This is a genomic window from Lichenifustis flavocetrariae (assembly GCF_026130545.1).
Taxonomy (GTDB): domain Bacteria; phylum Pseudomonadota; class Alphaproteobacteria; order Rhizobiales; family Beijerinckiaceae; genus Lichenihabitans; species Lichenihabitans flavocetrariae.
Map to the genome: position 1 here is coordinate 142,708 of NZ_JAMOIM010000008.1, position 22,731 is coordinate 165,438.

27 protein-coding genes are annotated in these 22,731 nt (G+C 63.1%); 14 read left to right on the forward strand and 13 right to left on the reverse strand.

What is annotated here, in order from left to right; all coding sequences use genetic code 11:
- Window positions 1-3 precede the first annotated feature (3 nt).
- Together M8523_RS13920 and M8523_RS13925 are read right to left on the reverse strand one after the other, a co-directional pair.
- Complete coding sequence (locus M8523_RS13920; RefSeq protein WP_282585478.1) at window positions 4-609, reverse strand: PilZ domain-containing protein; 606 nt, start codon at window positions 607-609, stop codon at window positions 4-6.
- On the reverse strand, window positions 606-1,310 hold the full coding sequence (locus M8523_RS13925) for a PAS domain-containing protein (RefSeq protein WP_282585479.1): 705 nt from the start codon (window positions 1,308-1,310) through the stop codon (window positions 606-608). The genes M8523_RS13920 and M8523_RS13925 overlap by 4 nt, the downstream gene beginning before the upstream one ends.
- Before the next feature lie 156 nt (window positions 1,311-1,466).
- On the opposite strand from M8523_RS13925, the gene M8523_RS13930 reads away from it, so the two are divergent.
- Window positions 1,467-2,327, forward strand: coding sequence for a rhomboid family intramembrane serine protease (locus M8523_RS13930; RefSeq protein WP_282585480.1), 861 nt, complete (start codon window positions 1,467-1,469; stop codon window positions 2,325-2,327).
- Between the two features lie 105 nt (window positions 2,328-2,432).
- Window positions 2,433-2,864: a CBS domain-containing protein gene (locus tag M8523_RS13935; RefSeq protein ID WP_282585481.1), complete on the forward strand. Its 432-nt coding sequence runs from the start codon at window positions 2,433-2,435 to the stop codon at window positions 2,862-2,864.
- 34 nt (window positions 2,865-2,898) lie between these two features.
- Here M8523_RS13935 and M8523_RS13940 read toward each other — a convergent pair whose 3' ends face one another.
- From M8523_RS13940 to folE, 3 genes are all read right to left on the reverse strand, one after another.
- A complete protein-coding gene (locus M8523_RS13940; protein WP_282585482.1) occupies window positions 2,899-3,885 on the reverse strand; it encodes a patatin-like phospholipase family protein in 987 nt (328 codons plus the stop codon).
- Window positions 3,886-4,008: 123 nt separating this feature from the next.
- Window positions 4,009-4,401, reverse strand: coding sequence for a phosphoribosyl-AMP cyclohydrolase (gene hisI, locus M8523_RS13945; RefSeq protein WP_282585483.1), 393 nt, complete (start codon window positions 4,399-4,401; stop codon window positions 4,009-4,011).
- Window positions 4,398-5,033, reverse strand: coding sequence for a GTP cyclohydrolase I FolE (gene folE / locus M8523_RS13950; protein WP_282585484.1), 636 nt, complete (start codon window positions 5,031-5,033; stop codon window positions 4,398-4,400). Before folE ends, hisI begins: the two co-directional genes overlap by 4 nt.
- A 132-nt stretch (window positions 5,034-5,165) precedes the next feature.
- Between folE and M8523_RS13955 the strand changes: the two genes are divergently transcribed.
- Window positions 5,166-5,618 (forward strand): iron-sulfur cluster assembly scaffold protein, encoded by a 453-nt coding sequence (locus M8523_RS13955; RefSeq protein WP_282585485.1) that lies wholly within the window; start codon window positions 5,166-5,168, stop codon window positions 5,616-5,618.
- Between the two features lies 1 nt (window position 5,619).
- A complete protein-coding gene (gene yidD, locus M8523_RS13960; protein ID WP_282585486.1) occupies window positions 5,620-5,907 on the forward strand; it encodes a membrane protein insertion efficiency factor YidD in 288 nt (95 codons plus the stop codon).
- Between the two features lie 69 nt (window positions 5,908-5,976).
- On the opposite strand, the gene M8523_RS13965 is transcribed toward yidD, so the two are convergent.
- Entirely contained in the window at window positions 5,977-6,786 is an 810-nt protein-coding gene (locus M8523_RS13965) for a hypothetical protein (RefSeq protein WP_282585487.1), read from the reverse strand.
- Window positions 6,787-7,024: 238 nt separating this feature from the next.
- Between M8523_RS13965 and thrS the strand changes: the two genes are divergently transcribed.
- Entirely contained in the window at window positions 7,025-9,010 is a 1,986-nt protein-coding gene (gene thrS, locus M8523_RS13970; RefSeq protein WP_282585488.1) for a threonine--tRNA ligase, read from the forward strand.
- Between the two features lie 55 nt (window positions 9,011-9,065).
- Here thrS and M8523_RS13975 read toward each other — a convergent pair whose 3' ends face one another.
- Window positions 9,066-9,302, reverse strand: a complete 237-nt coding sequence (locus M8523_RS13975; RefSeq protein ID WP_282585489.1) for an Lrp/AsnC family transcriptional regulator — start codon at window positions 9,300-9,302, stop codon at window positions 9,066-9,068.
- 15 nt (window positions 9,303-9,317) lie between these two features.
- Window positions 9,318-10,253: an RgsD C-terminal domain-containing protein gene (locus M8523_RS13980; protein WP_282585490.1), complete on the reverse strand. Its 936-nt coding sequence runs from the start codon at window positions 10,251-10,253 to the stop codon at window positions 9,318-9,320.
- Between the two features lie 148 nt (window positions 10,254-10,401).
- On the opposite strand from M8523_RS13980, the gene M8523_RS13985 reads away from it, so the two are divergent.
- Window positions 10,402-10,677: a sulfurtransferase TusA family protein gene (locus M8523_RS13985; protein WP_428350525.1), complete on the forward strand. Its 276-nt coding sequence runs from the start codon at window positions 10,402-10,404 to the stop codon at window positions 10,675-10,677.
- A 19-nt stretch (window positions 10,678-10,696) separates the two neighbouring features.
- On the opposite strand, the gene mobA is transcribed toward M8523_RS13985, so the two are convergent.
- Genes mobA through M8523_RS14000 form a run of 3 tightly spaced genes read right to left on the reverse strand, consistent with a single transcriptional unit; the run spans window position 10,697 to window position 13,589 of the window.
- Window positions 10,697-11,371, reverse strand: coding sequence for a molybdenum cofactor guanylyltransferase MobA (gene mobA, locus M8523_RS13990; protein ID WP_282585491.1), 675 nt, complete (start codon window positions 11,369-11,371; stop codon window positions 10,697-10,699).
- Window positions 11,335-11,823 (reverse strand): SAM-dependent methyltransferase, encoded by a 489-nt coding sequence (locus M8523_RS13995; RefSeq protein WP_282585492.1) that lies wholly within the window; start codon window positions 11,821-11,823, stop codon window positions 11,335-11,337. Before M8523_RS13995 ends, mobA begins: the two co-directional genes overlap by 37 nt.
- Window positions 11,820-13,589: an AsmA-like C-terminal region-containing protein gene (locus M8523_RS14000; RefSeq protein WP_282585493.1), complete on the reverse strand. Its 1,770-nt coding sequence runs from the start codon at window positions 13,587-13,589 to the stop codon at window positions 11,820-11,822. Before M8523_RS14000 ends, M8523_RS13995 begins: the two co-directional genes overlap by 4 nt.
- Window positions 13,590-14,022: 433 nt before the next feature.
- On the opposite strand from M8523_RS14000, the gene M8523_RS14005 reads away from it, so the two are divergent.
- The 8 genes from M8523_RS14005 (at window position 14,023) to M8523_RS14040 (ending at window position 21,126) form a co-directional block, all read left to right on the forward strand.
- Entirely contained in the window at window positions 14,023-15,288 is a 1,266-nt protein-coding gene (locus M8523_RS14005) for a L,D-transpeptidase family protein (RefSeq protein WP_282585494.1), read from the forward strand.
- A gap of 125 nt (window positions 15,289-15,413) precedes the next feature.
- Window positions 15,414-16,730, forward strand: coding sequence for a serine hydroxymethyltransferase (gene glyA / locus M8523_RS14010; RefSeq protein ID WP_282585495.1), 1,317 nt, complete (start codon window positions 15,414-15,416; stop codon window positions 16,728-16,730).
- 3 nt (window positions 16,731-16,733) lie between these two features.
- Complete coding sequence (gene ribD, locus M8523_RS14015; RefSeq protein ID WP_282585496.1) at window positions 16,734-17,867, forward strand: bifunctional diaminohydroxyphosphoribosylaminopyrimidine deaminase/5-amino-6-(5-phosphoribosylamino)uracil reductase RibD; 1,134 nt, start codon at window positions 16,734-16,736, stop codon at window positions 17,865-17,867.
- Complete coding sequence (locus M8523_RS14020) at window positions 17,852-18,490, forward strand: riboflavin synthase (protein ID WP_282585497.1); 639 nt, start codon at window positions 17,852-17,854, stop codon at window positions 18,488-18,490. The genes ribD and M8523_RS14020 overlap by 16 nt, the downstream gene beginning before the upstream one ends.
- Before the next feature lie 18 nt (window positions 18,491-18,508).
- Window positions 18,509-19,021, forward strand: coding sequence for a DinB family protein (locus M8523_RS14025; protein ID WP_282585498.1), 513 nt, complete (start codon window positions 18,509-18,511; stop codon window positions 19,019-19,021).
- 117 nt (window positions 19,022-19,138) lie between these two features.
- Window positions 19,139-19,621, forward strand: coding sequence for a 6,7-dimethyl-8-ribityllumazine synthase (ribH, locus tag M8523_RS14030; protein WP_282585499.1), 483 nt, complete (start codon window positions 19,139-19,141; stop codon window positions 19,619-19,621).
- Window positions 19,621-20,094 (forward strand): transcription antitermination factor NusB, encoded by a 474-nt coding sequence (nusB, locus tag M8523_RS14035; RefSeq protein ID WP_282585500.1) that lies wholly within the window; start codon window positions 19,621-19,623, stop codon window positions 20,092-20,094. Before ribH ends, nusB begins: the two co-directional genes overlap by 1 nt.
- A gap of 15 nt (window positions 20,095-20,109) precedes the next feature.
- Window positions 20,110-21,126 carry an aldose epimerase family protein gene (locus M8523_RS14040; RefSeq protein WP_282585501.1) on the forward strand — a complete coding sequence of 339 codons (1,017 nt, stop codon included), beginning with the start codon at window positions 20,110-20,112 and terminating at the stop codon, window positions 21,124-21,126.
- 39 nt (window positions 21,127-21,165) lie between these two features.
- On the opposite strand, the gene rplI is transcribed toward M8523_RS14040, so the two are convergent.
- Both rplI and M8523_RS14050 read right to left on the reverse strand, forming a co-directional pair.
- On the reverse strand, window positions 21,166-21,735 hold the full coding sequence (gene rplI / locus M8523_RS14045) for a 50S ribosomal protein L9 (RefSeq protein ID WP_282585502.1): 570 nt from the start codon (window positions 21,733-21,735) through the stop codon (window positions 21,166-21,168).
- Between the two features lie 14 nt (window positions 21,736-21,749).
- Entirely contained in the window at window positions 21,750-22,721 is a 972-nt protein-coding gene (locus M8523_RS14050) for a DUF2232 domain-containing protein (RefSeq protein ID WP_282585503.1), read from the reverse strand.
- Window positions 22,722-22,731 lie beyond the last annotated feature (10 nt).

The window sequence follows — 22,731 nt, forward strand, 5'->3', positions numbered from 1 at the left end:
GACCTAAAGAACGAAATCCTCGCCGAATTGCTCCGCAGGGAGCGCTGTGTTAAATTGAACACCGATCCCGTTGCCGAAGGACCGGACAACCTTTCCTTCGGTGGTGCCCAGGGTGATGAGGGTGCCGACGGGGGGCCGTAGGTCGGAGATGACGGCCGCGCCGGAGATCGAGATGTCGAGCAGCCGCACGGCTGTGTGACTCCCGTCGGGCAAGATCATCGTCGTCCGCAGATGTTTGGGCACGATTCGTCCATGACGACGATCTTCTGGCATGCCGAGCGCCTGCCGGTTGGCAAGCCAAGTCAGCTGGTCGGCCCACTTTTCCCGTTTGATGAGCGGCACGCTGTAACCCAGCGCGAAGCCATGCTCGAAGTGCCGCATGACGATGCCTTCAACACGGCCGATCTGCTCCAGATAGCAGACAACGCGTTCTCCGATCGCGCCGATGACGGGCGCGATGAGCGCAAGACCGCCGGGGGACATGTCGATCGATTGACACGGATATTCCTGTCGGTCCGACAACATGTAGCGACCCAGAAGCACGACGGCGACACGTTGATGTCGTCGGCGTTCCTGAGGTCGGAGATCAGTTTTGCGAAGGGAGGTCATAAATGGCGGATCGACAGCCTCGAGTCGAATGACTTTGCACCAGCAGTGTTAAAAGGAGATTGCGCAAGCTGCTCCTCGCACACATCGCGGCCTTTACCTCCCTCATGGACCACGAGGTGACCGCGCCCGGTGCGGCGGCCTGGTGGGAGATCTGATGGGCTTGGCGCACCAAATTGTGGGGCAATCGCGCGGGCGGCTGTGTCATGCAACATGCGCCAGGAGACGAGTGTCAGCGGTTCCGCTGGCTGGAGCCCGATCCAAGCCGGTGTCGCGGCGGGGGAAAGGCAGCAGAGGATGCGGGCGTGGGTGCGTCCCGCGTGCCGGAGTGGCAGCAGCACGAGTTCGAGCGCCACATCGGCGCAGCCGGATGGCGCTCCGCGCGATCCGACCAAAGCCGGGCATGCGTCGTCCATGACATCCGCGATCAGCAACCGCATCTGCGTCTGATCGATGCCGCGCCAAAGCGAGATGAATGATGTTCCCTTGAGGTCTTGTCCAAAGAGGGCATCAAGGCGCGTTCCGCTGAGCCGGATCGGGTAGTCGCGTGACAAAGGTTGACCTTTGTCGACTTCAAGCATGAACGTGTAGGACAGGACGGTGCGGATGGCGGTCGGGTCGAGGTCGTTTCGGTCGGGAGTGCGCCTCTCGCCGCGGAGCGATCGCCAGTGGCTATAGAGCGTCTGGGTCGCGGAATGTTTCATGATGGATGACCCCTGCGGACTGTTCGACACAGGCGTCTCGTCCCAAGGTGGGACACGGCGCCGCGTCACGACCTTGGGGCAGCAGGGTTGGTGCCAGAAGCGTTTGCAGACGTCGTCAAACACGGTCGTCGCCGCGCGGAGGCCGATCGGCTAAGCATGCGCTTCCTTTATCGTTCGAAGAGCATGCGCGTGGAGCCGGACCGCACCGAGCCTTTTTTCAACATCCCAGCCGTGGTGCTGACGCTGCTGGCCACAATGGGTGTCCTTCAGTTGTGGCGAAGCACGCTGACCAACCAAGCCGATTTCGAGCTCGTGGCGCGTTTTGCCTTCGTGCCGGGGCGGCTGACCTTCGCGTTCGATCCTGTGGGCGTGATGCGGCATGTGACGGCATGGAATGGGTCCAGCGATCCCTCCTCCCGGCAGCAGGCGGCTCTCGCGGGCATGTTCCTGAGACGGGGTGGCACTGCCTTATGGACGCTTCTTACCTACGCGTTCCTGCATGGCGGGTGGACCCATCTCGGTTTGAACGGACTGTGGATGGTGGCTTTTGGAACCCCGGTCGCGCGTCGGTTCGGTGCGGGGCGCTTCTTGGTTTTCATGGCGGTGGCGGCCGTCTGGGGTGCGGTCGCGCATTGGGTTTGCTACCCCTTTGGATTCGCTCCGGTGATCGGCGCGTCCGCAGCCGTTTCCGGGATGATGGGCGCCGCCGTCCGCTTCATGTTCCAGTATGAACGCGGCGTGCAAGATCCGCGGACCGTGGCTCCGCAGCCCCTCGGCGCGGTGTTTCGTGATCGTCGCGCCTTGTCGTTCATCCTGGTCTGGTTCGTCACCAACAGCCTGTTTGGCGCGGGCTCGGTTTCGTTCGGTCTCACGGATGCGCCGGTTGCCTGGCAGGCGCATGTCGGTGGCTTCGTGGCGGGACTCCTGCTGTTCGCATGGTTCGATCCCGTGGCGCCGGTCGCGCCATCATCGGACGAGGCTGCGTCCGATTCGACGAATTTTTCGGTCCCGGATTGAGACTTTCGCGATCCCGGTCGGCCTTGCGCCGATCCTGTAAGGCGCCTAGCTTCTTCCTTTGGAGAACGCGCAAAGAACGCGATCCCAAAGCCATTGGAGGAACGCATGACGCTGGCGCTTATTTTACAGGCGAAGGGCCGTGACGTCGTCACGGCTTCGCCGCACCAGACACTTCGTGAAACAGCGGAGACGCTCGATCGGCGCAATATCGGGGCGATCATCGTCGTCGATGCTGAAGAGAAAGTGTGTGGCATTGTCTCTGAACGGGACATCATCCGGGCCGTGGCACGTAACAAGCTCACCGTGCTCGACGATCCCGTGTCGGACCATATGACATCGCGGGTTGAGACCGCGACGGAAGAAACAAGCGTGCTCGAAGCGATGGAACGCATGACCGCTGGTCGGTTTCGCCATCTTCCCGTGACGAAAGGCAACCGCCTCAAGGGCGTCGTCTCGATCGGCGATCTGGTGAAGTACCGGATTTCAGAGATGGAACACGAAAATAAGGCGATGCTCGAATATATCACCACTGTTTGAGCCGCATGCCGTCCTTGGGCGAAGGCGGCTGACGTTAGCTGAGCAGTTGTGATAGTTCCGGCGCCGCCTTCTGGGCGGCTTCTCGTCCGATCGCGATCAATTCAGCGGCGCGGTGGAATTCGAAGAGTCCAATCCGCCCGACTCGCGCATTGATGGTGACATCGGGCGGGTCGCCCGCAAGGCGCGAGCGGGCGATCCGGTCCTGTGTGATATTGAAGGCGTCCACCAGAACCTGAGTGATGGTCGGGCGAGTTTGCAGGACGCCGCCCCGCAGGCGGGCGGCCGTCGTGCCCGCTTCCAGCGTCAGTTGTCGATCGAGGCTCACGCTCCGCAAGCCGCCCCTTTCCTCCGCGCCATCCTCTGCCGGAACGAACGAAGGATTGGCTTCTGTCCGCGACAAGGTTTCGGCCACGAGGTTTATGGCCACCACCACATCGGCGCCGAGCGCCCGGCAGACGCTGACCGGCACCGGATTGACGAGTGCGCCATCGATCAGCCAACGCCCCTCGATCTGAACGGGCTCGAACACGCCGGGCAAAGCGTAGGATGCACGCATCGCTTCCACGAGGTCGCCGCGGGAAAGCCAGATTTCGTGCCCCGTCTGGATCTGGGTCGCCACGGAAGCGAAACGGATCGGCAAATCTTCGATGTTGATCGATCCGAGATCCCGGATGAGGGCGGCTTTCAGACGACCGCCACTGATCAGGCCGATACCCGAAATCGTGAAATCCATCAGGCTGAAAACACGTCGCTTGGTGAGCGAGCGGGCGAAGCTCTCCAGATGACCCAGCCGACCGGCGCAGAAGCAGCCTCCCACAACAGCGCCCATCGATGTGCCAACCACGATATCGGGCACCAACCCTTGTTGCGAAAGCTCGTGCAAGACACCGATTTGGGCCCAGCCGCGTGCCGCTCCGGCCCCGAGTGCCAGGGCGATCCTCGGGCGGCGACGATCCGCGGCTCCGGTCGTATTGGAAGAGGTCGGGAGATCTATGTCTGTCCGCCAAAATGGGAAACGCAACGCCACATCCTTCACCGACGGTCTGCGGTCGATCCGCATGCCCGATTTGGCCCAACCCTGTCAGCCGTGCTGGTGCCCTGATCGACGGATCTTCGAGCATGGAACGATCAGGTTAATGGGCGCTCAAGTCATTTCGAGGACGGCGACGCTGGCACCGGTATGGTTCACGCGGCGGTAGAAACAGGAGGCCCGGCCTGTGTGGCATGCCCCCCCGTCGCCGCCCACCCGGACGCTGGCCAAGAGAGCGTCTTGGTCGCAGTCGGTCCGCAGCTCGACCAGATGCTGAACTTGGCCGGAGGTATCGCCCTTGCGCCAGAGGCTCCCGCGCGATCGTGACCAATAGGTCATGATCCCGCTGGCGAGCGTCGCGTCGAGGGCCTGCCGATTCATGTAGGCAACCATCAGGACCGACCCGCTTGCCGCATCCGTGGTGACACAGACGATCAGCCCGGCATCATCGAAGCGGGGTGTGAAGCTGCGACCTTCCTCTAGATCGCGCTTGTCCGCGGTGTTCATCGTGGCGTCCGCACAAGGTTGATGAAGCGCGCCTGCTCGGTCGCATCGCGGAACCGGCCTTTGAAGCTCGTCGTCATGGTCGACGCACCCTGCTTGCGAACCCCGCGCATGGACATGCAGAGATGCTCGGCCTCGACCATAACGGCCACCCCGCTTGGTTGCAGATGGGTCTCGATCGCTTGCGCGATCTGTTCGGTCATCGTTTCCTGCGTCTGCAGGCGCCGGGCAAACGCGTCCACCACGCGAGCGAGCTTGGAGAGACCGAGGACGCCGCCTTTCGGATAATAGCCGATATCGACCCGACCCATGAACGGGATCATGTGATGCTCGCAATGCGATGCGAAACCGATATCGCGCACAACCACCATCTCGTCGTAGCCCGCGACATCCTCGAACTTTCGCGACAGGTACACGGCAGGATCGTCCGCATATCCGGCGAAGAGATCTTCATAGGCCCGCACCACACGCTTCGGTGTTTCGATGAGACCTTCACGCGACGGGTCGTCCCCGGCCCAGCGCAGCAGGACCCGCACAGCTTCCTCGGCCTCCTCACGCGTAGGTCGGCGTTGATCGCCTGACGTAGTCTCCTGTAGGAGCCCGGCCGAGGGCTTCGGTGTGACAATAGCGTTCATTACACGATTCCTGCGCGAGCAGACCTGAGGAACCACCGGACGGTCCGGGGCCTCGCGGATCCCGCGACAGCGCCTATATAAGGACCGTTGCGGCGCAATGCACCTCGTGCCGTCCTGCTTGGGATGTGGGGAATGCTCGGCGAAATCTACAATAAGCGTATTCTGGAGCTCGCCGGTAACATCGAGCGCCTGGGCAGACTGAACGATCCTGACGGAACCGCGACCGCACATTCGCGGCTTTGCGGATCAACGGTCACGGTGGACCTCGACGTGCGCGACGGCGTTGTGATCCAATTCGCGCATGACGTGAAGGCCTGCGCTCTCGGGCAAGCATCGTCCGCCATCATGGCCCGCCACATCATCGGCAGCACTCCAAGCGAGCTCCGCATCTTACGGGAGACCGTTCACGCGATGCTCAAGCAGGGTGCGCCGCCACCGGAGGGGCGTTGGGCCGATGTGGCCGTCCTGGAACCAGTCCGCGACTATAAGGCGCGCCACGCCTCCACGCTGCTGACCTTCGATGCCGTAGTGGCTGCCCTGACGACGGCCGAGGCACGCAGCGCCACGCTCAAGCGCACCGCCTGAAATGACGAAGTCGGTGGTCAGGTTTGCTGCACATGGCCTGATCCGCGCCTATCAACTGACATTGTCGGGTGTCCTCGGGAGGCAATGTCGTTTCCTCCCCACCTGCTCGAGCTACACCGACGAAGCTATCGCACGGCATGGCCTCTGGTACGGGGGGTGGATGGGAGCGGCACGCTTCTGTCGATGCCGGCCATGGGGCGGCGCGGGTTACGATCCTGTCCCCTCGGCGCTGCCGCCGCGCGCGAGTTGGGACAGACCCTGGCGTGCCGCGCGGTGGACAGGCCCTTGAGCGTTCAGGCTTCCGCAGAGATCACACCGAAGAGCCCTCGCATCGGGGTGGTGAGGTCATCGTGAAGCTTCAGGACCGCGCCAGCAGTTGGGCTGAAAGCGCGTAGACCCTTAACCGGAGATCTTCCGGCATATCGTTGAGAACGTGAAGGTAGATGCGACCCGCGTCGCACATTTGCGACTCGGGAAGTGGCGGGTCGAAGCTTTTGCCGTCGAGCAGGGCGGAAATCTGATCGTCAGACAGATGTTGTGCTTTGAGGGCTTCGGTCAGGCGATCGAAATCCTCACCGGAGGGCTCGTCGCGGTCGACCGGCTTGTCCCGGCCGCTCGTGATCGCGTTCAAGGCCGCCATCGCAATTCGCTCCAGCAGCGCCCGATGGGTCGCAGAAAAGGCCATGAAGCCGGGGCTGGAGCCTCCATACAAAAAGTCCGTGCAAACTGCGGCATTCTGGCTGGCAAGCGTGTCGAGCATCGCGCTTTGCGCTGAGAACACTTCACCGAGTGGCTCTGCCTCCGCTTTGGCGGCCAAGACCCCGCGTGTCTGGCGAAGGTTGCGGAGCGCCTCCGTCAGAAGGCGTTCCGGGTTTGGGGGGTGACCTGACTTCGCCGTCGCTGCGGCCGCCTTGTCGATCAGGCTCGCGAATTCGGCAGGGAATTCGACGCGCAACCGATCGTAAAAGGGCGTGTAGTCTGGCGCATCGCCCATGCGGGAGAGGACGAGTTCACGCGCGGTTGCAAGATCCGGCTTCGTCGCGCCAAGCGGCTTTGCAACGGATGCAACGGGACGAACAGGAGTCGACTCGACATGGCTCAAGCGCCAGCCGAGGCCAGCAAAAAGGGCCAGTGCCAGGCCGAGCAGCACGAAACGCAGTGCTTTCATTGCCGATACCCGTGAATCCAAATGTCATCTTAGTGAAGCATCAACCATCGGCAAAGGTGAGGCTTGATCGGATCTGCCGATCCGGAGGCGTCCGCCTGCGGGATCTTTCGGCGGTTCGGGATCATCGCCATGCTCGATCCTGTCTTGTTTGAACCAGCATGGTGCTTTATCCCGCACGCTCGATTGAGCGATCGCCTACGCCGAGTTGTATCGGCGAGTGGGCCCGAGGAGTGCAAGCATGATCAACGTGACCTTTCCGGATGGCGCATCGCGGGCCTATGAGCCTGGCACCACTGGCCTGCAAATTGCCTCCGGTATTTCACCCTCGTTGGCCAAGCGCACCGTGGCCATGGTCGTGGACGGTGTCCTAGCCGATCTCGCCGACCCGTTGACGCAGGATGCCAAGCTTGAATTCATCGGCCGCGAGGATGCGCGCGCGCTCGAACTGATCCGGCACGACACGGCCCACGTGCTGGCCGAGGCTGTTCAGTCGCTTTATCCGGGCACGCAGGTGACGATCGGTCCGGTGATCGAGGACGGGTTCTACTACGATTTCTTCCGCGAGACGCCGTTCACGCCGGAGGAATTTGCTGGCATCGAAGCGAAGATGCGCGAGATCATCGCCAAGGACCGTCCTTTCACCAAGGAGGTCAAGAGCCGCGATGATGCCCGCGCGTTTTTCGAAAAGAAGGGCGAGGCCTTCAAGGTCGAACTCGTCGACGCCATCCCGGCCGACCAGGACCTGAAGTTCTACAAGCAGGGAGAGTGGCTTGATCTTTGCCGTGGTCCACACATGACCTCGACGGGCAAGATCGGGACCGCCTTCAAGCTGATGAAGGTCGCGGGTGCCTATTGGCGCGGCGATTCGACCAAGCCCATGCTGTCACGCATCTATGGGACGGCTTTCGCCAAGCAGGCCGATCTCGACGCTCATCTGCATCGCCTGGAGGAAGCCGCCAAACGGGACCACCGCCGGCTCGGCCGCGAGATGGATCTCTTTCATTTCCAAGAGGAAGCGCCCGGCGCCATCTTCTGGCACCCCAAGGGATGGACACTGTTCCAGACATTGGTGGCCTATATGCGGCGGCGGCTGGCCGGCGACTACCAGGAGGTCAACGCCCCTCAGGTCATGGACAAGTCCATGTGGGAGACCTCAGGCCACTGGGGCTGGTTCAAGGAGAACATGTTCAAGGTCCAGTCGGCGGGCGACGACACGAACGACGAGCGGATGTTCGCGCTCAAGCCGATGAACTGCCCTGGCCACGTGCAGATCTTCAAGCATGGTCTGCGCTCCTATCGCGAACTTCCTGTGCGATTTGCGGAATTCGGCATTGTGCACCGTTACGAGCCCTCCGGCGCCCTGCACGGTGTCATGCGCGTTCGCGCCTTCACCCAGGATGACGCGCATGTCTTCTGCACCGAGGACCAGCTTGCTGCCGAATGCATGAAGATCAACGACCTGATCCTATCGGTCTACGGTGATTTCGGCTTCGATAAGATCATGCTCAAGCTCTCGACGCGGCCAGAGCAGCGGGTCGGCACGGACGCGATGTGGGACCACGCCGAAGACGTGATGACGGGCGTCATGGACGCCATCAAGGTGCAGAACGGAAACGCGGTGACGACCGGGATCAATCCGGGCGAGGGGGCTTTCTACGGGCCAAAATTCGAATACGTGCTCCGCGACGCGATCGGGCGCGATTGGCAATGCGGCACCACGCAGGTCGATTTCAACCTGCCCGAGCGGTTCGGCGCCTTCTACGTCGACAAGAACAGCGACAAGGTGCCTCCCGTGATGGTGCATCGTGCGATCTGTGGCTCGCTCGAACGCTTCACGGGCATTCTAATCGAGCATTACGCCGGGCACATGCCCCTGTGGCTGTCTCCGGTCCAGATCGTCATCGCGACGATCACGCAGGAGGCAGACGAATACGGGTTGGAGATTTTGGCGGCGGCCCGCGCCCGCGGACTGCGCGTCGAGGGGGATTTCCGCAACGAGAAGATTACCTACAAGGTCCGCGAGCATTCCCTGGCCAAGATCCCGGTGCTGGTCGTGATCGGGCGCAAGGAGGCCGCGGAGCGCACCGTTTCGATCCGCCGTTTTGGGTCCAACGATCAGACAAGCCTTGGTCTCGACGAAGCGCTCGCATCGCTCACCGAGGAGGCGGTGCCGCCAGACCTGAAGCGGGCTGCTGCCGCCGGCAAGGTGCCTGTCGCGGGGTAAAGAGGTTTCTGCCGGCTCGGTGGCCCGACCGTCGAGCCGGCGGGAACCGCGCGGGTCAGAAGGCCTTGAAGGTGATCAGGGTACGCGTGTCGGCAATACCCGGGATCTTGTGGATCTTGTCGCCGACAAAATGGCCGATGTCGACGCCATCGTCGACATGGAATTTGGCGAGAACATCGAAAGTTCCCGCGGTCGAGTAGATCTCCGACGCGATCTCGGCTTCGGCCAGGGCGCTGGCGACCTCATAGGTGCGGCCCAAAGCGCATTTGATCTCGACAAAAAATGTCTGCAACGAGTCTCTCCCGTTTCAACCGCCTTGCTGGGTCGGCACTTCGACGTCCCGGTCCATGCCCGACTCGACCTTGAATTCGGATTGGTAGGTCTTTCCGCCGTGTCGCGCGATGGCGATATAGTCGCCCTCGGCCAGAACCAGCGACGGGAAGGCGCCGATCAGCTCGCGGACCACGTCGCCACCTGGGGTCAGGATCGTGAAGCTGGTATCCGCCAAGGCCTCGCCGCCGGGCGCATTCACGAGCTTCAGGGTGAGGACGGCGGCGCGGTGCCGCACCGTCGCGGTGACGAGCTTGCCGGCTTGCACGCGGAGGTCAGCGTTGACGACGGAATTCGTGTTGCTGACCGGCACGAGCGAGCCCACGCTCACCGTGTCGAGATAGGTCGAGACGATGTGATACATCCCCTCAGGAAGTCGGAGGACCTGCCCGGGTTTGGCATTGGCTACTATCAGCTTCGCCTGAGGATTGCCGTGCTCGGGCACATAGACCGAGAGTGCGAGTTTGTCGGGTGTGATCGGCGTGTCACCCAAGCGCCCGTCGACCTCGAGCGCCCCCGCGGTGAGCGTCATGCGTTCGCTCGAAACCTTGTCGGCGATCACCACCCGCTTCATCTGGCTTGCGAACCCAAAGCTCAGGTGAATCACATAGGTGCCGTCGGGCAGCGTAAACGTCGGCTGGGCGTCGTTCGACTGTGACACGATCCGGTGTGTCCCATCTGGCTCGGCCGCCTCAGCGAATACCGCCCAACGGGTCCCGTTCCGAAGCGGAGACAGGTCACCGGCCAGCACGGCCGACAAATGGAGGATACCCTGTCCAGGGCCAGGCACCTCTCCGGCAGTCTTTGCACTATCGTGTGGCGCCTGCGTGAGCCCCCCCTGTGCAAAGGCCGACCCCTCCGGTACCGCGGCGAGCGATGCGGAAGTGAGCAGAGTGACGAGAAGCAGCCGCACCGAACATTCACCCTTTGTTGCCCATCGGTCCGCTGACAGATGGGATCGAGATCGAAGGGCTCTGGCGCCATTTTGCGCCTCTTTCGTGACCTGCGCGCGCGCTCAGGCTACCATACCGACCGCTTGGCGAAGTTCGAGGGAATTTGAGGTGCCGCATCCGGAAAACCCGTCGTCACCGGCGTTCCCGATCATGTCACCGAGCCAGCCGGTCGACCTCGATCTGCGCCATCTGCGCTGCCCCATGCCCGTGCTCCTGACCCGCAAACGACTGGCCGCCGTGCAGCCAGGTACGCTATTGCGTGTTCTCTGCACCGATCCGCTGGCGGGGATCGACATCCCGCATCTCCTTCGGCAATCCGGCGATGAGCTGATCGAACATGATATCGATGGCGTGACGCAGGTCTTCGTCATTCGTAAGGCCTGACGCCCGTGACGTGAGGGCTTCAACTGCTTCGGCCGCTGGCCAGCATGGCGGCAATCGACGTGGCTTCGGCAATGTCCGAAGAACTGTTGAGATTGAAGAAGGGATCGTAGGAAGACTCCGGCCACTCGGCCTCGCCGACGCCAATCTCCTCCTGAAACGCCATCACGCGCCGCACATCGCGCATGACGAGCGCATCCCGCAACGCCGATCGAACCGAAGGTGACCACAGCGCCACGACAGGGTGCGACCGGCCCGCCGAAGTCGCACGGGCGATCCGAACGCCGCTCTCCTTGGCGGTCGCAGCCAGCCGCGCCGCGAGGTCGAACGGGATGAAGGGCGTGTCTCCTGGCACCGTGAGAAGCCAATCGGATCGTGCTTGTGACGCAAGATACTCCAGGCCTGCCAAGACTCCCGCCAAAGGGCCCGCGTAGGATCCGTGAACGTCGGTGATCACGGCGAGACCCAAGGCCGCGAAACGACCAGGATCGCCATTGGCACTGATGGCTAGTTGCGCACACTGCGGCTTCAAGCGGTCGCGGAGGATCGACAAGGGCGAGCCACCCGGTAGTGGAAGAAGCGTCTTGTCCTGGCCCCCCATTCGGCGCGACAAACCACCCGCGAGCAGGAGCCCGAAGGGGGGAGGGGCGGACGGTGAGGTCAGAGTCTCCCCACCGCGTCTTGGTGCTCTGGCCACATCGGGCAATGCATCGGCTTGATGTCGATGAGCGGTGTGCCGTCAATGCAATCGAGACCGCGAACGACAAGCCCCTCCGCCTCGATCGACACAAGAGTGACGACCGACGACGAAATCGGGTTCGGCCGCATGGGCGAGCGAAGCGCGAAGGTGCCGAACAATTCGCCCCGCGACTTCGGGTTCTGCATCACCAGGTCACGCCGGGCGAGGTGCATCCAGTAGAGGATTTCGAGATGCCTGAGCCGATGGAGACCCGCCAAGGCCTCGCGCCAGCGCGGATCCAACTCGACCCGGCAAAGCGGCCCAGTCTCGGCATCACCGCGTCTCGGACATTGGGACCGTTCCGACCAGGGTGTCCGCAGCCGCCCCAGAAAATACACGCTGGCGTCCGACGACGCCGGGAGGTCGGCGATTTGTTCGCCTGCCCGCAGATCGGAGTTGGCCGCCGTCACGGTAGGAACTCCACGGCGCCCGGTGACCGCGTCAGCAGTCTTGGCGGCGCGCTGACCTGATCCAGGCGAAGGACACGCGGAGACTGGCCCCACTGACCTGCGAAACTCGTCGTGACGACATCGCGCCCGGCCGCGAGAGCCTCGGGCGTCGCATCGGCCGTTGCGAGCGACATCGAGTGGTCGAGAAAGGAGATCTCACCCCGAAACACCCGCTCGAACGCGGGGCCGAGCAGCCGACCGTTTTCGATCTTGAGCAGCCCCTTGTCGACGTCGAGGTCCGCCGTCCCGAGATCGAATTGCTGAAGCGATCCGAGCGGGCTCAGCACGGCTGTCCGCTCCTGGGTCGCGGAAAGATCCGCAATAGTCTGGAGCGGCGGTAGCGAACCCTGCCGGACGCTGATCTGGCCGTGGCCGGTTAAACTTTCGATCAGGGCTTTCGGACTGCCACCATGCGCGTCGCCTTGAAAATGGCCCGATGCGGAGCCCGTCAAGCCGCGGGGAGCCTTCGGCCCGGATAGAGGCTCGAGATCCAGTTGCGACATCGACAGATCGACTTTGAGATCCACAGCAGATGCCCCGAGACTGGCGACAGCGCGACCGCGAATGAGTCCGTCGAGACTGCGGGCTTCACTCAGGCTGATTTCAACCCGGCCGTCGCGGCACAGTGCCGAAAAGGCGGCGTCCTCGACGTCGATCGGTCCGAAAGTCGCGCGGTTCGCCGAGACCCGCAGATCGACGTCGTCCCACAAGGAAGCGTCGAGAGCCCAATGCTTGTCACTCCACCGACCGTCGCGGCTCCGTGCGTCGGGTAGGGTATCAAACGCATGGGTGAGGTCGAGCCGGTCGGTCGCGAAGGTCCCGGTCCAGGCACCATGGCCCTGGTTCGGTTGCCAGGCCAGGCTGCCTTCGAAATCGGTCTTGTCGAGCACGAGATGCGTGTCCGAGAACGTGAGGCTGTCCTGATTCGCAACGCCGCTCCCGCTGAAACTTGCTTCGCCCACGACCCTGCCGATCCCGGCCGGCAAGTCGTTTGACCGCAGCAGCGTCGCCAGCGAGGCCGTGGAGGCGGACACCTTGCCGTCGAAGCCCCCACGAATGCCGGCGTGCAACTGACCGTCGACAGACGCCGAGAGAAGCGGGAGATGCAGTCTCACGGACCCGGAGGTTTCGCGGCCAAGCAGGAAATCGAAGAATGGCGCGAGATGCGCCGACATCTCCACCCGCTGGCCACGCCACGTGCCATGGCCTGAAAGGGCCGCCACACCGTTGCGGTCGAGCCCTTCCACCACGGCGTTCAATCCGATCAGCAATCCGCTGGCAGCGGGATTGCTCGAACGCAGCGCGACCACGCCTGAAGACAGAACGATCCGCCCCGGAAAGGCATGTCCGAGGAGGGCAATGGCCGATGACGCGGGCAGGCTCGACAAACGATCCTCATCGATCGAGGCCGTTGGCTCGCTGAGCCGCAATTGGCTGAAGCCCAGGCGGCCGGTCACCAGCGAGGTAAGGCTTTGCGTCGCTTCGAGCTGCGGGACGTCCAGCCGCACACCGTGCCCGTCGTCATTCAGGCTGATGTCGGTCATGACGATATGCGGGCGCGGAAACAAGCGAGCTTCGATGGGACCGCCGATCGTCACTCGTGATCCGAAGAGGCGTTGCAGGGCGTGAGGGGCTGATGCCGCCATCCTGCCTTCCAACCGCTTTACCTGTGCCAATGCCAGGACGGCAAAGGCCAATAAAGCCAGCAAGACAAGGGATCGCTTCACGCTGCCACGCCCGTTCACCACTCTGGATTGACTTTCGCGACGCCGCTTGAGCGTTCCAACGCCTGCTATTGCGGAGCATTTATGACAATTGCATGGGCACCGGTCTACCGTCAGGTGCGTGGACTCGGCTCCAAAACCACATGGTTAATGAAGTATCAACCCTGTGACTGCAGGATCACGCCTAGCAAATCGACGCGGCGCCAGAGAGAAAACGCCTTAAAAAGGTCGTACTGGACCCGCTCTTGTGATTGCGTGCTGGCAGTTGTTTTGGGTCTTGAAGGCAACAGCAAGTCCCGAATTTTATTGCCGAAATGTCGTCAGTCCGTCCGAGGCGGGTCCTCTGGACTTGCTCATATAATTTGGAGCGCGGTTAGTGATTCACGTTGCTTTGCTGGGTCGGTCCGGAACACGGGCGTCGCACAGGTTAGCCCTGATGCTGAGCCTTTCGGCTGTTGCGCTGGCGCTGGGCGGCGGGCTCGCCAGAGCCGGAGACGACGATCAGGGTAACGCATCGTCACAAGCTGAATGGGCTCAGAAATACGACTCGGATCCTCGACTCGAAGTGAAGCGATCCTCGACCCCGACGCTGTCGCCACAGACGGTCGCCGCTACAGAACAGGCCGTGCAAACCTACCAGGACATCGTGTCGCGAGGTGGCTGGACTCCGGTCCAAGCGCCCGCCAACCTGCATGTCGGCTCGAAGGGACCGGCCGTGGCAGCCCTTCGCCAACGGCTCGCCTTGTCGGGTGATCTCGACAAGGAGGCCGGAATGTCTCCCGTCTTCGATACGTTCGTGGAAGCCGCCGTCAAAAGATTCCAGGCACGCCACGGCATCGGTCAGACTGGCGTTGTTTCTGCCGCGACACTTGCCGAAATGAATGTGCCGGCCGAAACTCGGCTGAAGCAGCTCGAAACCAACCTCGTTCGCTTGCGATCGTTCTCAGCCAATCTGGGCGATCGTTTCGTTATGGCCAATATTCCGGCCGCGATGGTCGAGACGGTCGAAAACGGGGTTGTGTTCAGCCATCATGCGGCTGGTGTGGGCAAGATCGACCGGCAGTCTCCAGTGATGCAGACAAAGGCGATCGACATCAACTTCAACCCCTTCTGGACGGTCCCTGCCTCGATCATCCGCAAGGATCTGATCCCCAAGATGCAGGCTGATCCGACGTATCTGACGTCGAACCACATCAGGACCTACAACAAGGACGGGCAGGAGGTTTCTCCCTCGACGATCAACTGGAACTCGCTCGAGGCCACGAATTACAAGTTCCGCGAAGACCCCAGTGTCGAGAATTCGCTCGGTGTCGTCCGCATCAACATTGCCAATCCCTATGGCGTGTATATGCACGATACGCCCACGAAGGGCGTTTTTGGCGACGATTTCCGCTTCGTGTCGTCCGGCTGCATCCGCGTCCAGAACGTCCGGGATTACGTTGCGTGGTTGCTCAGGGACAATCCGGGTTGGGATCGCGCCCATATCGACGAGGCGATTCGCTCTGGAGAACGCATCGACGTGAAGTTGACGCAGCCGGTCCCGGTCTATTGGGTTTACATCACAGCTTGGGCGACCCCAGACGGGGTCGTGCAGTTCCGCGATGATATCTACCAGCGTGATGGCTTTGGCACCGTGACGGCCGCGAATGTGACCTCCGACGACCAGAACAACGCCGTCGAACCGGCGATCTCGCAGGAATAGGTCGCCCCCGCGACACGGGAGGGCGCCGGGCGAGCTTCCCTGGCCTCGGGACTGCATGTTAAGAACATTGGAACCGGCACGCTTCGGCGTGCCGTTTTCTTTTTCTCTGCTGATAAGAGGGCGACATGACCGATCTGGCCTTTGCCGAGCCGAAGCAGCGCGAATCGCGCCTGTCCAACAGCTTCTTCGGTGCGGGTCTCGCGTCGACCGATCCCGAGATCGCGCAGGCGATCGCCTCGGAGTTGGGGCGGCAGCGCGATGAAATCGAACTCATCGCCTCGGAAAACATCGTGTCGCGCGCCGTGCTCGAAGCGCAGGGCTCGGTGATGACCAACAAATATGCCGAAGGCTACCCGGGCCGGCGCTACTATGGCGGCTGTCAGTTCGTCGACATTGCCGAGGATCTCGCGATCAAGCGCGCCAAGGCGCTGTTCGGCTGCGGTTTCGCCAACGTCCAGGCTAATTCTGGCAGCCAAGCCAACCAGGCCGTGTTTCTCGCGCTGATGCAGCCGGGCGACACGTTCATGGGCCTCGACCTCGCCGCAGGCGGGCACCTGACGCACGGATCGCCGGTCAATATGTCGGGTCGCTGGTTCAAGCCGGTCCCCTATACGGTCGACCGCGAGACACATCTGGTCGACATGGACACCCTGGCCGCGACGGCGCGCGAGCACCGGCCGAAGATCATCATCGCGGGCGGATCGGCCTATTCGCGGCATTGGGACTTCGCCCGCTTCCGCGAGATCGCCGACGAGGTGGGCGCCACTTTCTTGGTCGATATCGCGCATTTCGCCGGACTGGTGGCCGGCGGCGCGCATCCCTCGCCGTTCCCGCACGCCCATGTGGTGACCTCGACCACGCACAAGACGCTGCGCGGCCCGCGCGGCGGATTGATTCTCACCAACGATGAGGCGCTGGCCAAAAAGATCAACTCGGCCATCTTCCCGGGCCTGCAAGGTGGCCCACTGATGCATGTGATCGCCGCCAAGGCGGTTGCGTTCGGGGAGGCCCTGACGCCTGACTTCAAGACCTATGCCCAACAGGTTGTGGATAATGCAAAGGCGCTTGCCGATGCCGTCGTGGCGGGCGGCTTCGCCATCGTGTCGGGCGGCACCGACAATCACCTGATGCTTGTCGATCTGCGCTCAAAGAAACTGACCGGAAAGGCCGCCGAGATCGCTCTTGGGCGGGCCCATATCACCTGCAACAAGAATGGCGTCCCGTTCGATCCGGAGAAGCCGGCCATCACGTCGGGCATACGTCTCGGGTCGCCAGCGGCGACGTCGCGCGGGTTCGGCACGGCTGAGTTCAAGGAAGTCGGCCGGCTGGTCGTCAAGGTTCTCGACGGTCTGGCGCAGCACGGCGAAGACGGCAATGGCGCCGTGGAGTCCGAGGTCAAGGACGAAGTGTCTGCCCTGACCCGGCGTTTCCCGATCTACTGAACCATGGCAGGCGGCGGGGACCTCGCCGAGCACACGCGCTGGATGCGAGCGGCCCTGGCCCTCGGCAGGCGTTCCATGGGCTTGGCCGCTCCCAATCCGGCGGTCGGCGCCATTGTGGTCAAGAACGGCATCGTTCTTGGCCGTGGCGTGACGGCTCCCGGGGGACGACCGCATGCCGAGCCCCAGGCTCTTGCCGAAGCCGGTGTCGCAGCCAGGGGTGCGACCCTCTACGTTACGCTGGAGCCCTGCAATCACCACGGTCGCACGCCGCCCTGCACGGAGGCCGTGCTCGAAGCCGGGATCGCGCGCGTGGTCTTCGGCTTGCGTGACCCGGACCCGCGTGTCGCCGGGAGCGGCCTCGAACGCCTGCATCACCATGGTGTGGCCGTCATCGGGCCGGTTGCCGAAGATGAGGCACGTCGAGATCATCTGGGGCATCGGCGGCGCGTAAGGAAAGGACGGCCGGCCATTACGGTCAAGATGGCCGAAACAGCCGACGGGTTCGCGGGCGACGGCCCGGGCGCCGGGCGCCTCCTCATCACGGATGCGGACGCCAACCGCGCTGTTCATCGGCTTCGAGCCCTGAGCGATGTCGTGATGGTCGGCAGCGGGACGGCTTTGTCCGACGATCCCCTCCTGACGGTGCGGCTGCCGGGTGTCGCGCGCAGGCCGGTTCGTCTTGTGCTCGACACGCATCTGCGGTTGCCGGAACAAAGCGCCTTGATCCGCAGCATCTCAGCAGCCCCGCTTATCATCGCGACGGCCGAGGAGACCGAGCCGGAGCGGATCGAGCGCCTGGAGGCTCTCGGCGCGACCATCATGCGGGTAGGGTCCGATCGGGGTCGTCTTGCCTTCGGCGACCTCTTCTCTCAGCTCGTCCAGCGCGGCTTCACACGTGTGTTGTGTGAGGGCGGCCCAACTCTCGCTTCGGCCCTGATCGGGGAGGAGTGGGCCGATGGCATCATTCTCATCACTTCCGATCGCCGCCTTGACCGGAATGGCATCCCTTCAGTCACGCCCGATGCTCGCGATGCCTTGGCCGATCCCGCGACATTCGCGTTGCACAAAGATGTCCGGCGCGGGGCCGACCGGTTCCGCTGTTACGAAAGGATCGAAAACCCATGTTCACCGGATTAGTCAGTGATGTCGGCGAAGTGGTCGCTGTCGAAGTCCGGAACGACATCCGGCGTCTGCGCATCGCCTGTCATTATCCGGCTGAGGGCATTGCGCTCGGCGCCTCGATCGCCTGCTCGGGCCCTTGCCTGACTGTCGTCGGTGTGGGTACGGCCGAGGGGCGGACATGGTTCGATATCGACGCGGCCTGGGAGACGCTCGACAGAACGACGCTCGGGGCGTGGGGAGCGGGCCAAAAAATCAACCTGGAACGATCCCTCAAGGTGGGCGACGAACTTGGCGGGCATCTGGTCTCGGGTCACGTCGACGGTATCGCGACGATCCTCGATCGTGAGGACCTGGGCAGCACCACCCGATTTACCCTCGAAGCGCCCCGACACCTGGCGCGGTTCATCGCTGAGAAGGGCTCGGTCGCTCTCGACGGCACGTCGCTGACCGTCAATTCCGTCGAGGATTCGCGTTTCACGGTTCTGCTCATCCCTCATTCGCTCGAAGTCACGACGTGGGACGCCCGGCAGAAGGGAGATCGTGTCAACATCGAGATCGACACAATGGCCCGCTACGCGGCCCGCCTGGCCGAGACGGCAGACTGGGATGCACCGGACCGTCAAGGCAAGGGCGCCTAAGGCGCTGCGGAGGGCACGTTGCACAACCACTTTCGCATGATGGCCGCCTACAATGCTTGGGCCAACGACAGGCTGTATGCCGCCGCAGCAGCGCTGTCGAATGTCGACTACAGGGCGGATCGCGGCGCCTTCTTCAAATCCGTGCACGGGACGTTCAATCATCTGCTCGTCACCGATCGCATCTGGATGCGTCGTTTTACGGAGATCGGGCCTCAGCCGATCAGGCTCGACGAGATCCTCTTCGACGACCTGGCTGGGCTGCGTCCGGCGCGGGACGCTGAAGACCGGCGCATTGCAGCCTATGTCGATACGCTACAGGCGCTGGATCTCGACCGCGTCATTCGTTACACGCGTGCTTCGACGCCCGAACCGATCGAGCAGCGGCTCGCGCCGGCTTTGGCGCACCTGTTCAACCACCAGACGCATCATCGTGGACAGGTCCATGCGGTTTTGACCGGCCTGACCGGAAAGGCGCCGGAACTCGATCTGCTGTTCTTCCAGCGCACACCCGCGGGCCGAAGCTTCGGCTGATGCAGGGGTGCTTTGTGCAGCCCTTGCTTGCACGCCTCACAGGCGGGCTCTATTGACGGAACCCGAAGCGCGAGACCCAAAGGTCCCGGTCGCCCTCCTGTTCCGAGCATCCCGCCCATGGCTGAACCAAGCCGCACCCCATCGACGACTCAACATCCACGGCTGCAGGCCCACGTCCTGATCGTCGAGGCACGGTTCTATGATGCGATCATGGACCAGCTACTCCAAGGCGCGACCGAGGCTCTGGAAGCCGCTGGCGTGAGCTACGATGTCGTGACCGTGCCGGGAGCCTTGGAAATTCCCGGTGCCGTGGCGATCGCCTATGACGCGGCAGGCCCCGCCTATGACGCCGTCGTGGCGCTCGGTTGCATCATCCGAGGTGAAACCTATCATTTCGAAATCGTCGCAAATGAGAGCGCCCGAGGCCTGACCGATTTCGGCATGGCGCATGCCTTCCCGATCGGCAATGCCATCCTGACGGTCGAGACCGAGGAGCAGGCCGTGGTGCGGGCCGATCCCGCCCGAGGCAACAAGGGTGGCGAGGCGGCCGAGGCAGCGCTCGCTTTGCTGCGCCTCAAACGCCTGATGGGTACCCGGTAATGTCGCGCCCCGATCAACGCTCGGCCGCTCGCCTCGCGGCCGTACAGGCGCTCTACCAGATGGACCTCGCCGGAACGGGGCTGAACGACATCCTGGCGGAGTTCGAAGCGCATTGGATCGGCCAGGAGGTCGAGGGCGATCAGTACAAGCCCGCCGATATCGCGCTATTCCGAGACATCTTGCACGGTGTCCTCGAGCACCAGCGCGTACTCGACGTAATGGTGAACGAAGGGCTGCAGAGCGGCTGGCCGCTCGCGCGTGTCGAGAACATTCTTCGGGCGATCCTGCGGGGCGGCGCCTATGAATTGCGGCAGCGAGGGGATATTCCGGCGCGTGTCGTGATTAAGGAATATACCGATGTCGGCGGCGCCTTCTTCGGCCGTGACGAGGTCGGAATGGTCAATGCCGTCCTCGACGGCCTCGCGCACCGGCTGCGGCCGGATGAGTTCGACGTGAAGGCGAAGATAGGCTGAGAGTGGGGGGCACGGATGACGGGGTCGGTTCGCGAGTTCGGGGAGATGGACGGCACGGCCGTTCAGGAGATCGTCATCCGCTCGGCGGCGGGGCTTGAAGCCCATATCATCACCTGGGGCGCCGTCATCCGCGATCTCGCGGTGCCGGTGAATGGGGTGAGGCAGACGACCGTCCTGGGCCTGAACAGCCTTGCGGACTATCGGGCTCATTCTCCGAGCTTCGGAGCCGTGCCCGGCCGATACGCGAACCGCATCGCCCGTGGGCAATTCACGCTTGATGGCAAAAGCTTCCAGCTGCCTTGCAACGAGAAGGGCAAGAACACGCTGCATGGCGGCCCGAAAGGGTTCAACAAGCTTCCCTGGCGCCTTGTCGGCTCGACGGCCGATAGCGTGACGCTCGCGCTCACGTCCCCCGATGGTGACTCAGGCTTCCCGGGCACGCTGGAAACGACCTGTCACTATGTCGTAAAGGGCCTCACTCTGCGCATGGAGCTGACGGCGACGACGGATGCCCCGACTGTGGTCAATCTGACCAACCACGCGTATTTCAACTTGGATGGATCCAACGACGTTCGCGATCACGAGCTCATGGTGGCTGCAGCGTTCCGAACCGCGGTTGACGAAGAGTTGATCCCGACCGGCGAAATCGTGCAGGTCGCTGGGACGCCCTTCGATTTTCGCGCGCCGAGGATGGTGCGCGATGAGTCAGGCCAGACTTACGACATGAACTACGTGCTGGCGCGCCAGCCGGATCCCGATACGGGCCTCGCTCACGCCACCACACTTCGCTCGAAAAAGAACGGTCTGGCGCTCGAAATCGCCACGAACCAATTGGGTGTCCAGATCTACGATGGCGCCAAGGTCCACGTGCCTGTCGAAGGGCTGGCCGGCGCACGCTACGGCGCCTTTGCAGGCCTCGCTATGGAAACGCAGAACTTCCCCGACGCCCCCAATCGACGGCATTTCCCGTCGAGCGTCCTCCGTCCGGGGGAAACATACCGGCAGATCACCGAATATCGGTTCAGCGTTTAAGATTGTGTCCCCCGCAGAAGCGGGGGACACGCTTCGTCCCTATCGGTCGCCGAAGCTGCCGCCGGTTTCAGCCAGGGCCGCGCCCACTTCCAGGCCGAGATCGTCGAGCGAGGTTTCCTCGCGGACGTTGATCTCCTCACCCTTGGTCTGACGCTCGGCTTCCGCCTCGGAGCGTGCGACATTAATCGTGACGCCGACTTCGACTTCCGGATGCAGATGCAGCGGGACCGGATGCAATCCGATTGTCTTGATCGGGTTGCTGACGGCGATCTGGTTGCGTTCGATGCTGAAGCCGGCCTTCGAGATGGCTTCGGCGATATCGCGCGGCGACACGGAACCGTAGAGCTGGCCCGTCTCACCCGCCTGACGGATGATCGTGAAGCTTGCGCCCTCGATCCGTGTGGCGACCGCCGAGGCCTCTTCCTTCAGTTCCAGGTTGCGTGCCTCCAGCTGAGCGCGCTGCGTCTCGAAGACTTTGGCGTTCTTTTCGGTCGCTCGCATCGCCTTGCCACGAGGCAACAGGAAATTGCGGGCAAAGCCGTCCTTGACCCGGACCTTCTCGCCCATCTGGCCGAGCTTGGGTACGCGTTCGAGCAAAATCACTTCCATGGGACTCTCCTAAATCAGGTTGCGGTTGGGGAGGGGGTTGGCGGCTGCGTCCGACGGAGCGGCAGCAAGCAGTCCACAACGCCGAGCACGGCCAGCGCCAGAAGCGAGGGCACGATGCTCAGCGTGATGAAGTAAATGGTGAAAAGGATCAGGCGGCGCGCCGCGAGCCCTCGGGTCAGCGTATGTGCGGCACCCAGTCCCTGGAGGATAAAGGCAACGCCGAACGGCGCGACGATGACGCCGGACGCGACGCCGACGAGCCCACCAGCGAAAACCGCGATTCCAGCGGCCAGGAACACGAAGGCCACCGCTCGCGGCAGTCGCAGGTTTTCGGGCAGAGCCGGCCAAGGGCGCGAAAGGAGACCGGACGCCTGCACCACACGGGCCGCGAGCCACAGGTTGACCATCAACATCAGGAAAGTCGAGCCGCCCATCAGGGCCGGAAGCAATCGAACCACCGTCTTCGACGATTCGGAGAACGAGCGTTCGGCGGCATTCACGTCGATCAGGACGTTCTTAAGATGGGCGGTCAGCGACGCCAGGGTCGCGGCATATCCGCCATAGTGAATGACGACCGCGGCTCCGACGGCGAGAACCGCGCCAATCACGATGGCCGCACCCCAAGCAACGACCCGGCCCAAGGGATACCAGGCGAAGATGGAGGTTGCGGCCTGACCGGACTGAGAGGTCACCGGACGGGCTAAGAGCAGCAGGTAACCAAGCCACCAGGAGGGAAAGCCGATGAGCACGCCGAAGAATCCCCCGGCGAGAACACCAAGCAGCACGGCGATGCCGCAGCAAGCGACGCCAGCCGCAAGCAGGCCCGTCGCCTGCCCGAATCCCAGGGCCGCGATCATGATCGGCAAGGGTGTGACATAGGCGATCACGAGCGCCAAAGCTCCGCCCTTCGCAGAAGCTGCGAAAAGAAGTGCTGAGGCCAGGCCTGCGCCTGCCGCGATGCCGATGGTTCGAAGTGCTGGCGTCATGCTGTCCCGC

Excerpts from the sequence above, each read along its gene's own strand:
- M8523_RS13920 (WP_282585478.1), bottom strand. The coding sequence starts at position 609 with ATGACCTCCCTTCGCAAAACTGATCTCCGACCTCAGGAACGCCGACGA.
- M8523_RS13925 (WP_282585479.1), bottom strand. The coding sequence starts at position 1,310 with ATGAAACATTCCGCGACCCAGACGCTCTATAGCCACTGGCGATCGCTC.
- M8523_RS13930 (WP_282585480.1), top strand. The coding sequence starts at position 1,467 with ATGCGCTTCCTTTATCGTTCGAAGAGCATGCGCGTGGAGCCGGACCGC.
- M8523_RS13935 (WP_282585481.1), top strand. The coding sequence starts at position 2,433 with ATGACGCTGGCGCTTATTTTACAGGCGAAGGGCCGTGACGTCGTCACG.
- hisI (WP_282585483.1), bottom strand. The coding sequence starts at position 4,401 with ATGAACACCGCGGACAAGCGCGATCTAGAGGAAGGTCGCAGCTTCACA.
- folE (WP_282585484.1), bottom strand. The coding sequence starts at position 5,033 with ATGAACGCTATTGTCACACCGAAGCCCTCGGCCGGGCTCCTACAGGAG.
- M8523_RS13955 (WP_282585485.1), top strand. The coding sequence starts at position 5,166 with ATGCTCGGCGAAATCTACAATAAGCGTATTCTGGAGCTCGCCGGTAAC.
- yidD (WP_282585486.1), top strand. The coding sequence starts at position 5,620 with ATGACGAAGTCGGTGGTCAGGTTTGCTGCACATGGCCTGATCCGCGCC.
- M8523_RS13965 (WP_282585487.1), bottom strand. The coding sequence starts at position 6,786 with ATGAAAGCACTGCGTTTCGTGCTGCTCGGCCTGGCACTGGCCCTTTTT.
- thrS (WP_282585488.1), top strand. The coding sequence starts at position 7,025 with ATGATCAACGTGACCTTTCCGGATGGCGCATCGCGGGCCTATGAGCCT.
- M8523_RS14005 (WP_282585494.1), top strand. The coding sequence starts at position 14,023 with ATGCTGAGCCTTTCGGCTGTTGCGCTGGCGCTGGGCGGCGGGCTCGCC.
- glyA (WP_282585495.1), top strand. The coding sequence starts at position 15,414 with ATGACCGATCTGGCCTTTGCCGAGCCGAAGCAGCGCGAATCGCGCCTG.
- ribD (WP_282585496.1), top strand. The coding sequence starts at position 16,734 with ATGGCAGGCGGCGGGGACCTCGCCGAGCACACGCGCTGGATGCGAGCG.
- M8523_RS14020 (WP_282585497.1), top strand. The coding sequence starts at position 17,852 with ATGTTCACCGGATTAGTCAGTGATGTCGGCGAAGTGGTCGCTGTCGAA.
- ribH (WP_282585499.1), top strand. The coding sequence starts at position 19,139 with ATGGCTGAACCAAGCCGCACCCCATCGACGACTCAACATCCACGGCTG.
- nusB (WP_282585500.1), top strand. The coding sequence starts at position 19,621 with ATGTCGCGCCCCGATCAACGCTCGGCCGCTCGCCTCGCGGCCGTACAG.
- M8523_RS14040 (WP_282585501.1), top strand. The coding sequence starts at position 20,110 with ATGACGGGGTCGGTTCGCGAGTTCGGGGAGATGGACGGCACGGCCGTT.
- rplI (WP_282585502.1), bottom strand. The coding sequence starts at position 21,735 with ATGGAAGTGATTTTGCTCGAACGCGTACCCAAGCTCGGCCAGATGGGC.
- M8523_RS14050 (WP_282585503.1), bottom strand. The coding sequence starts at position 22,721 with ATGACGCCAGCACTTCGAACCATCGGCATCGCGGCAGGCGCAGGCCTG.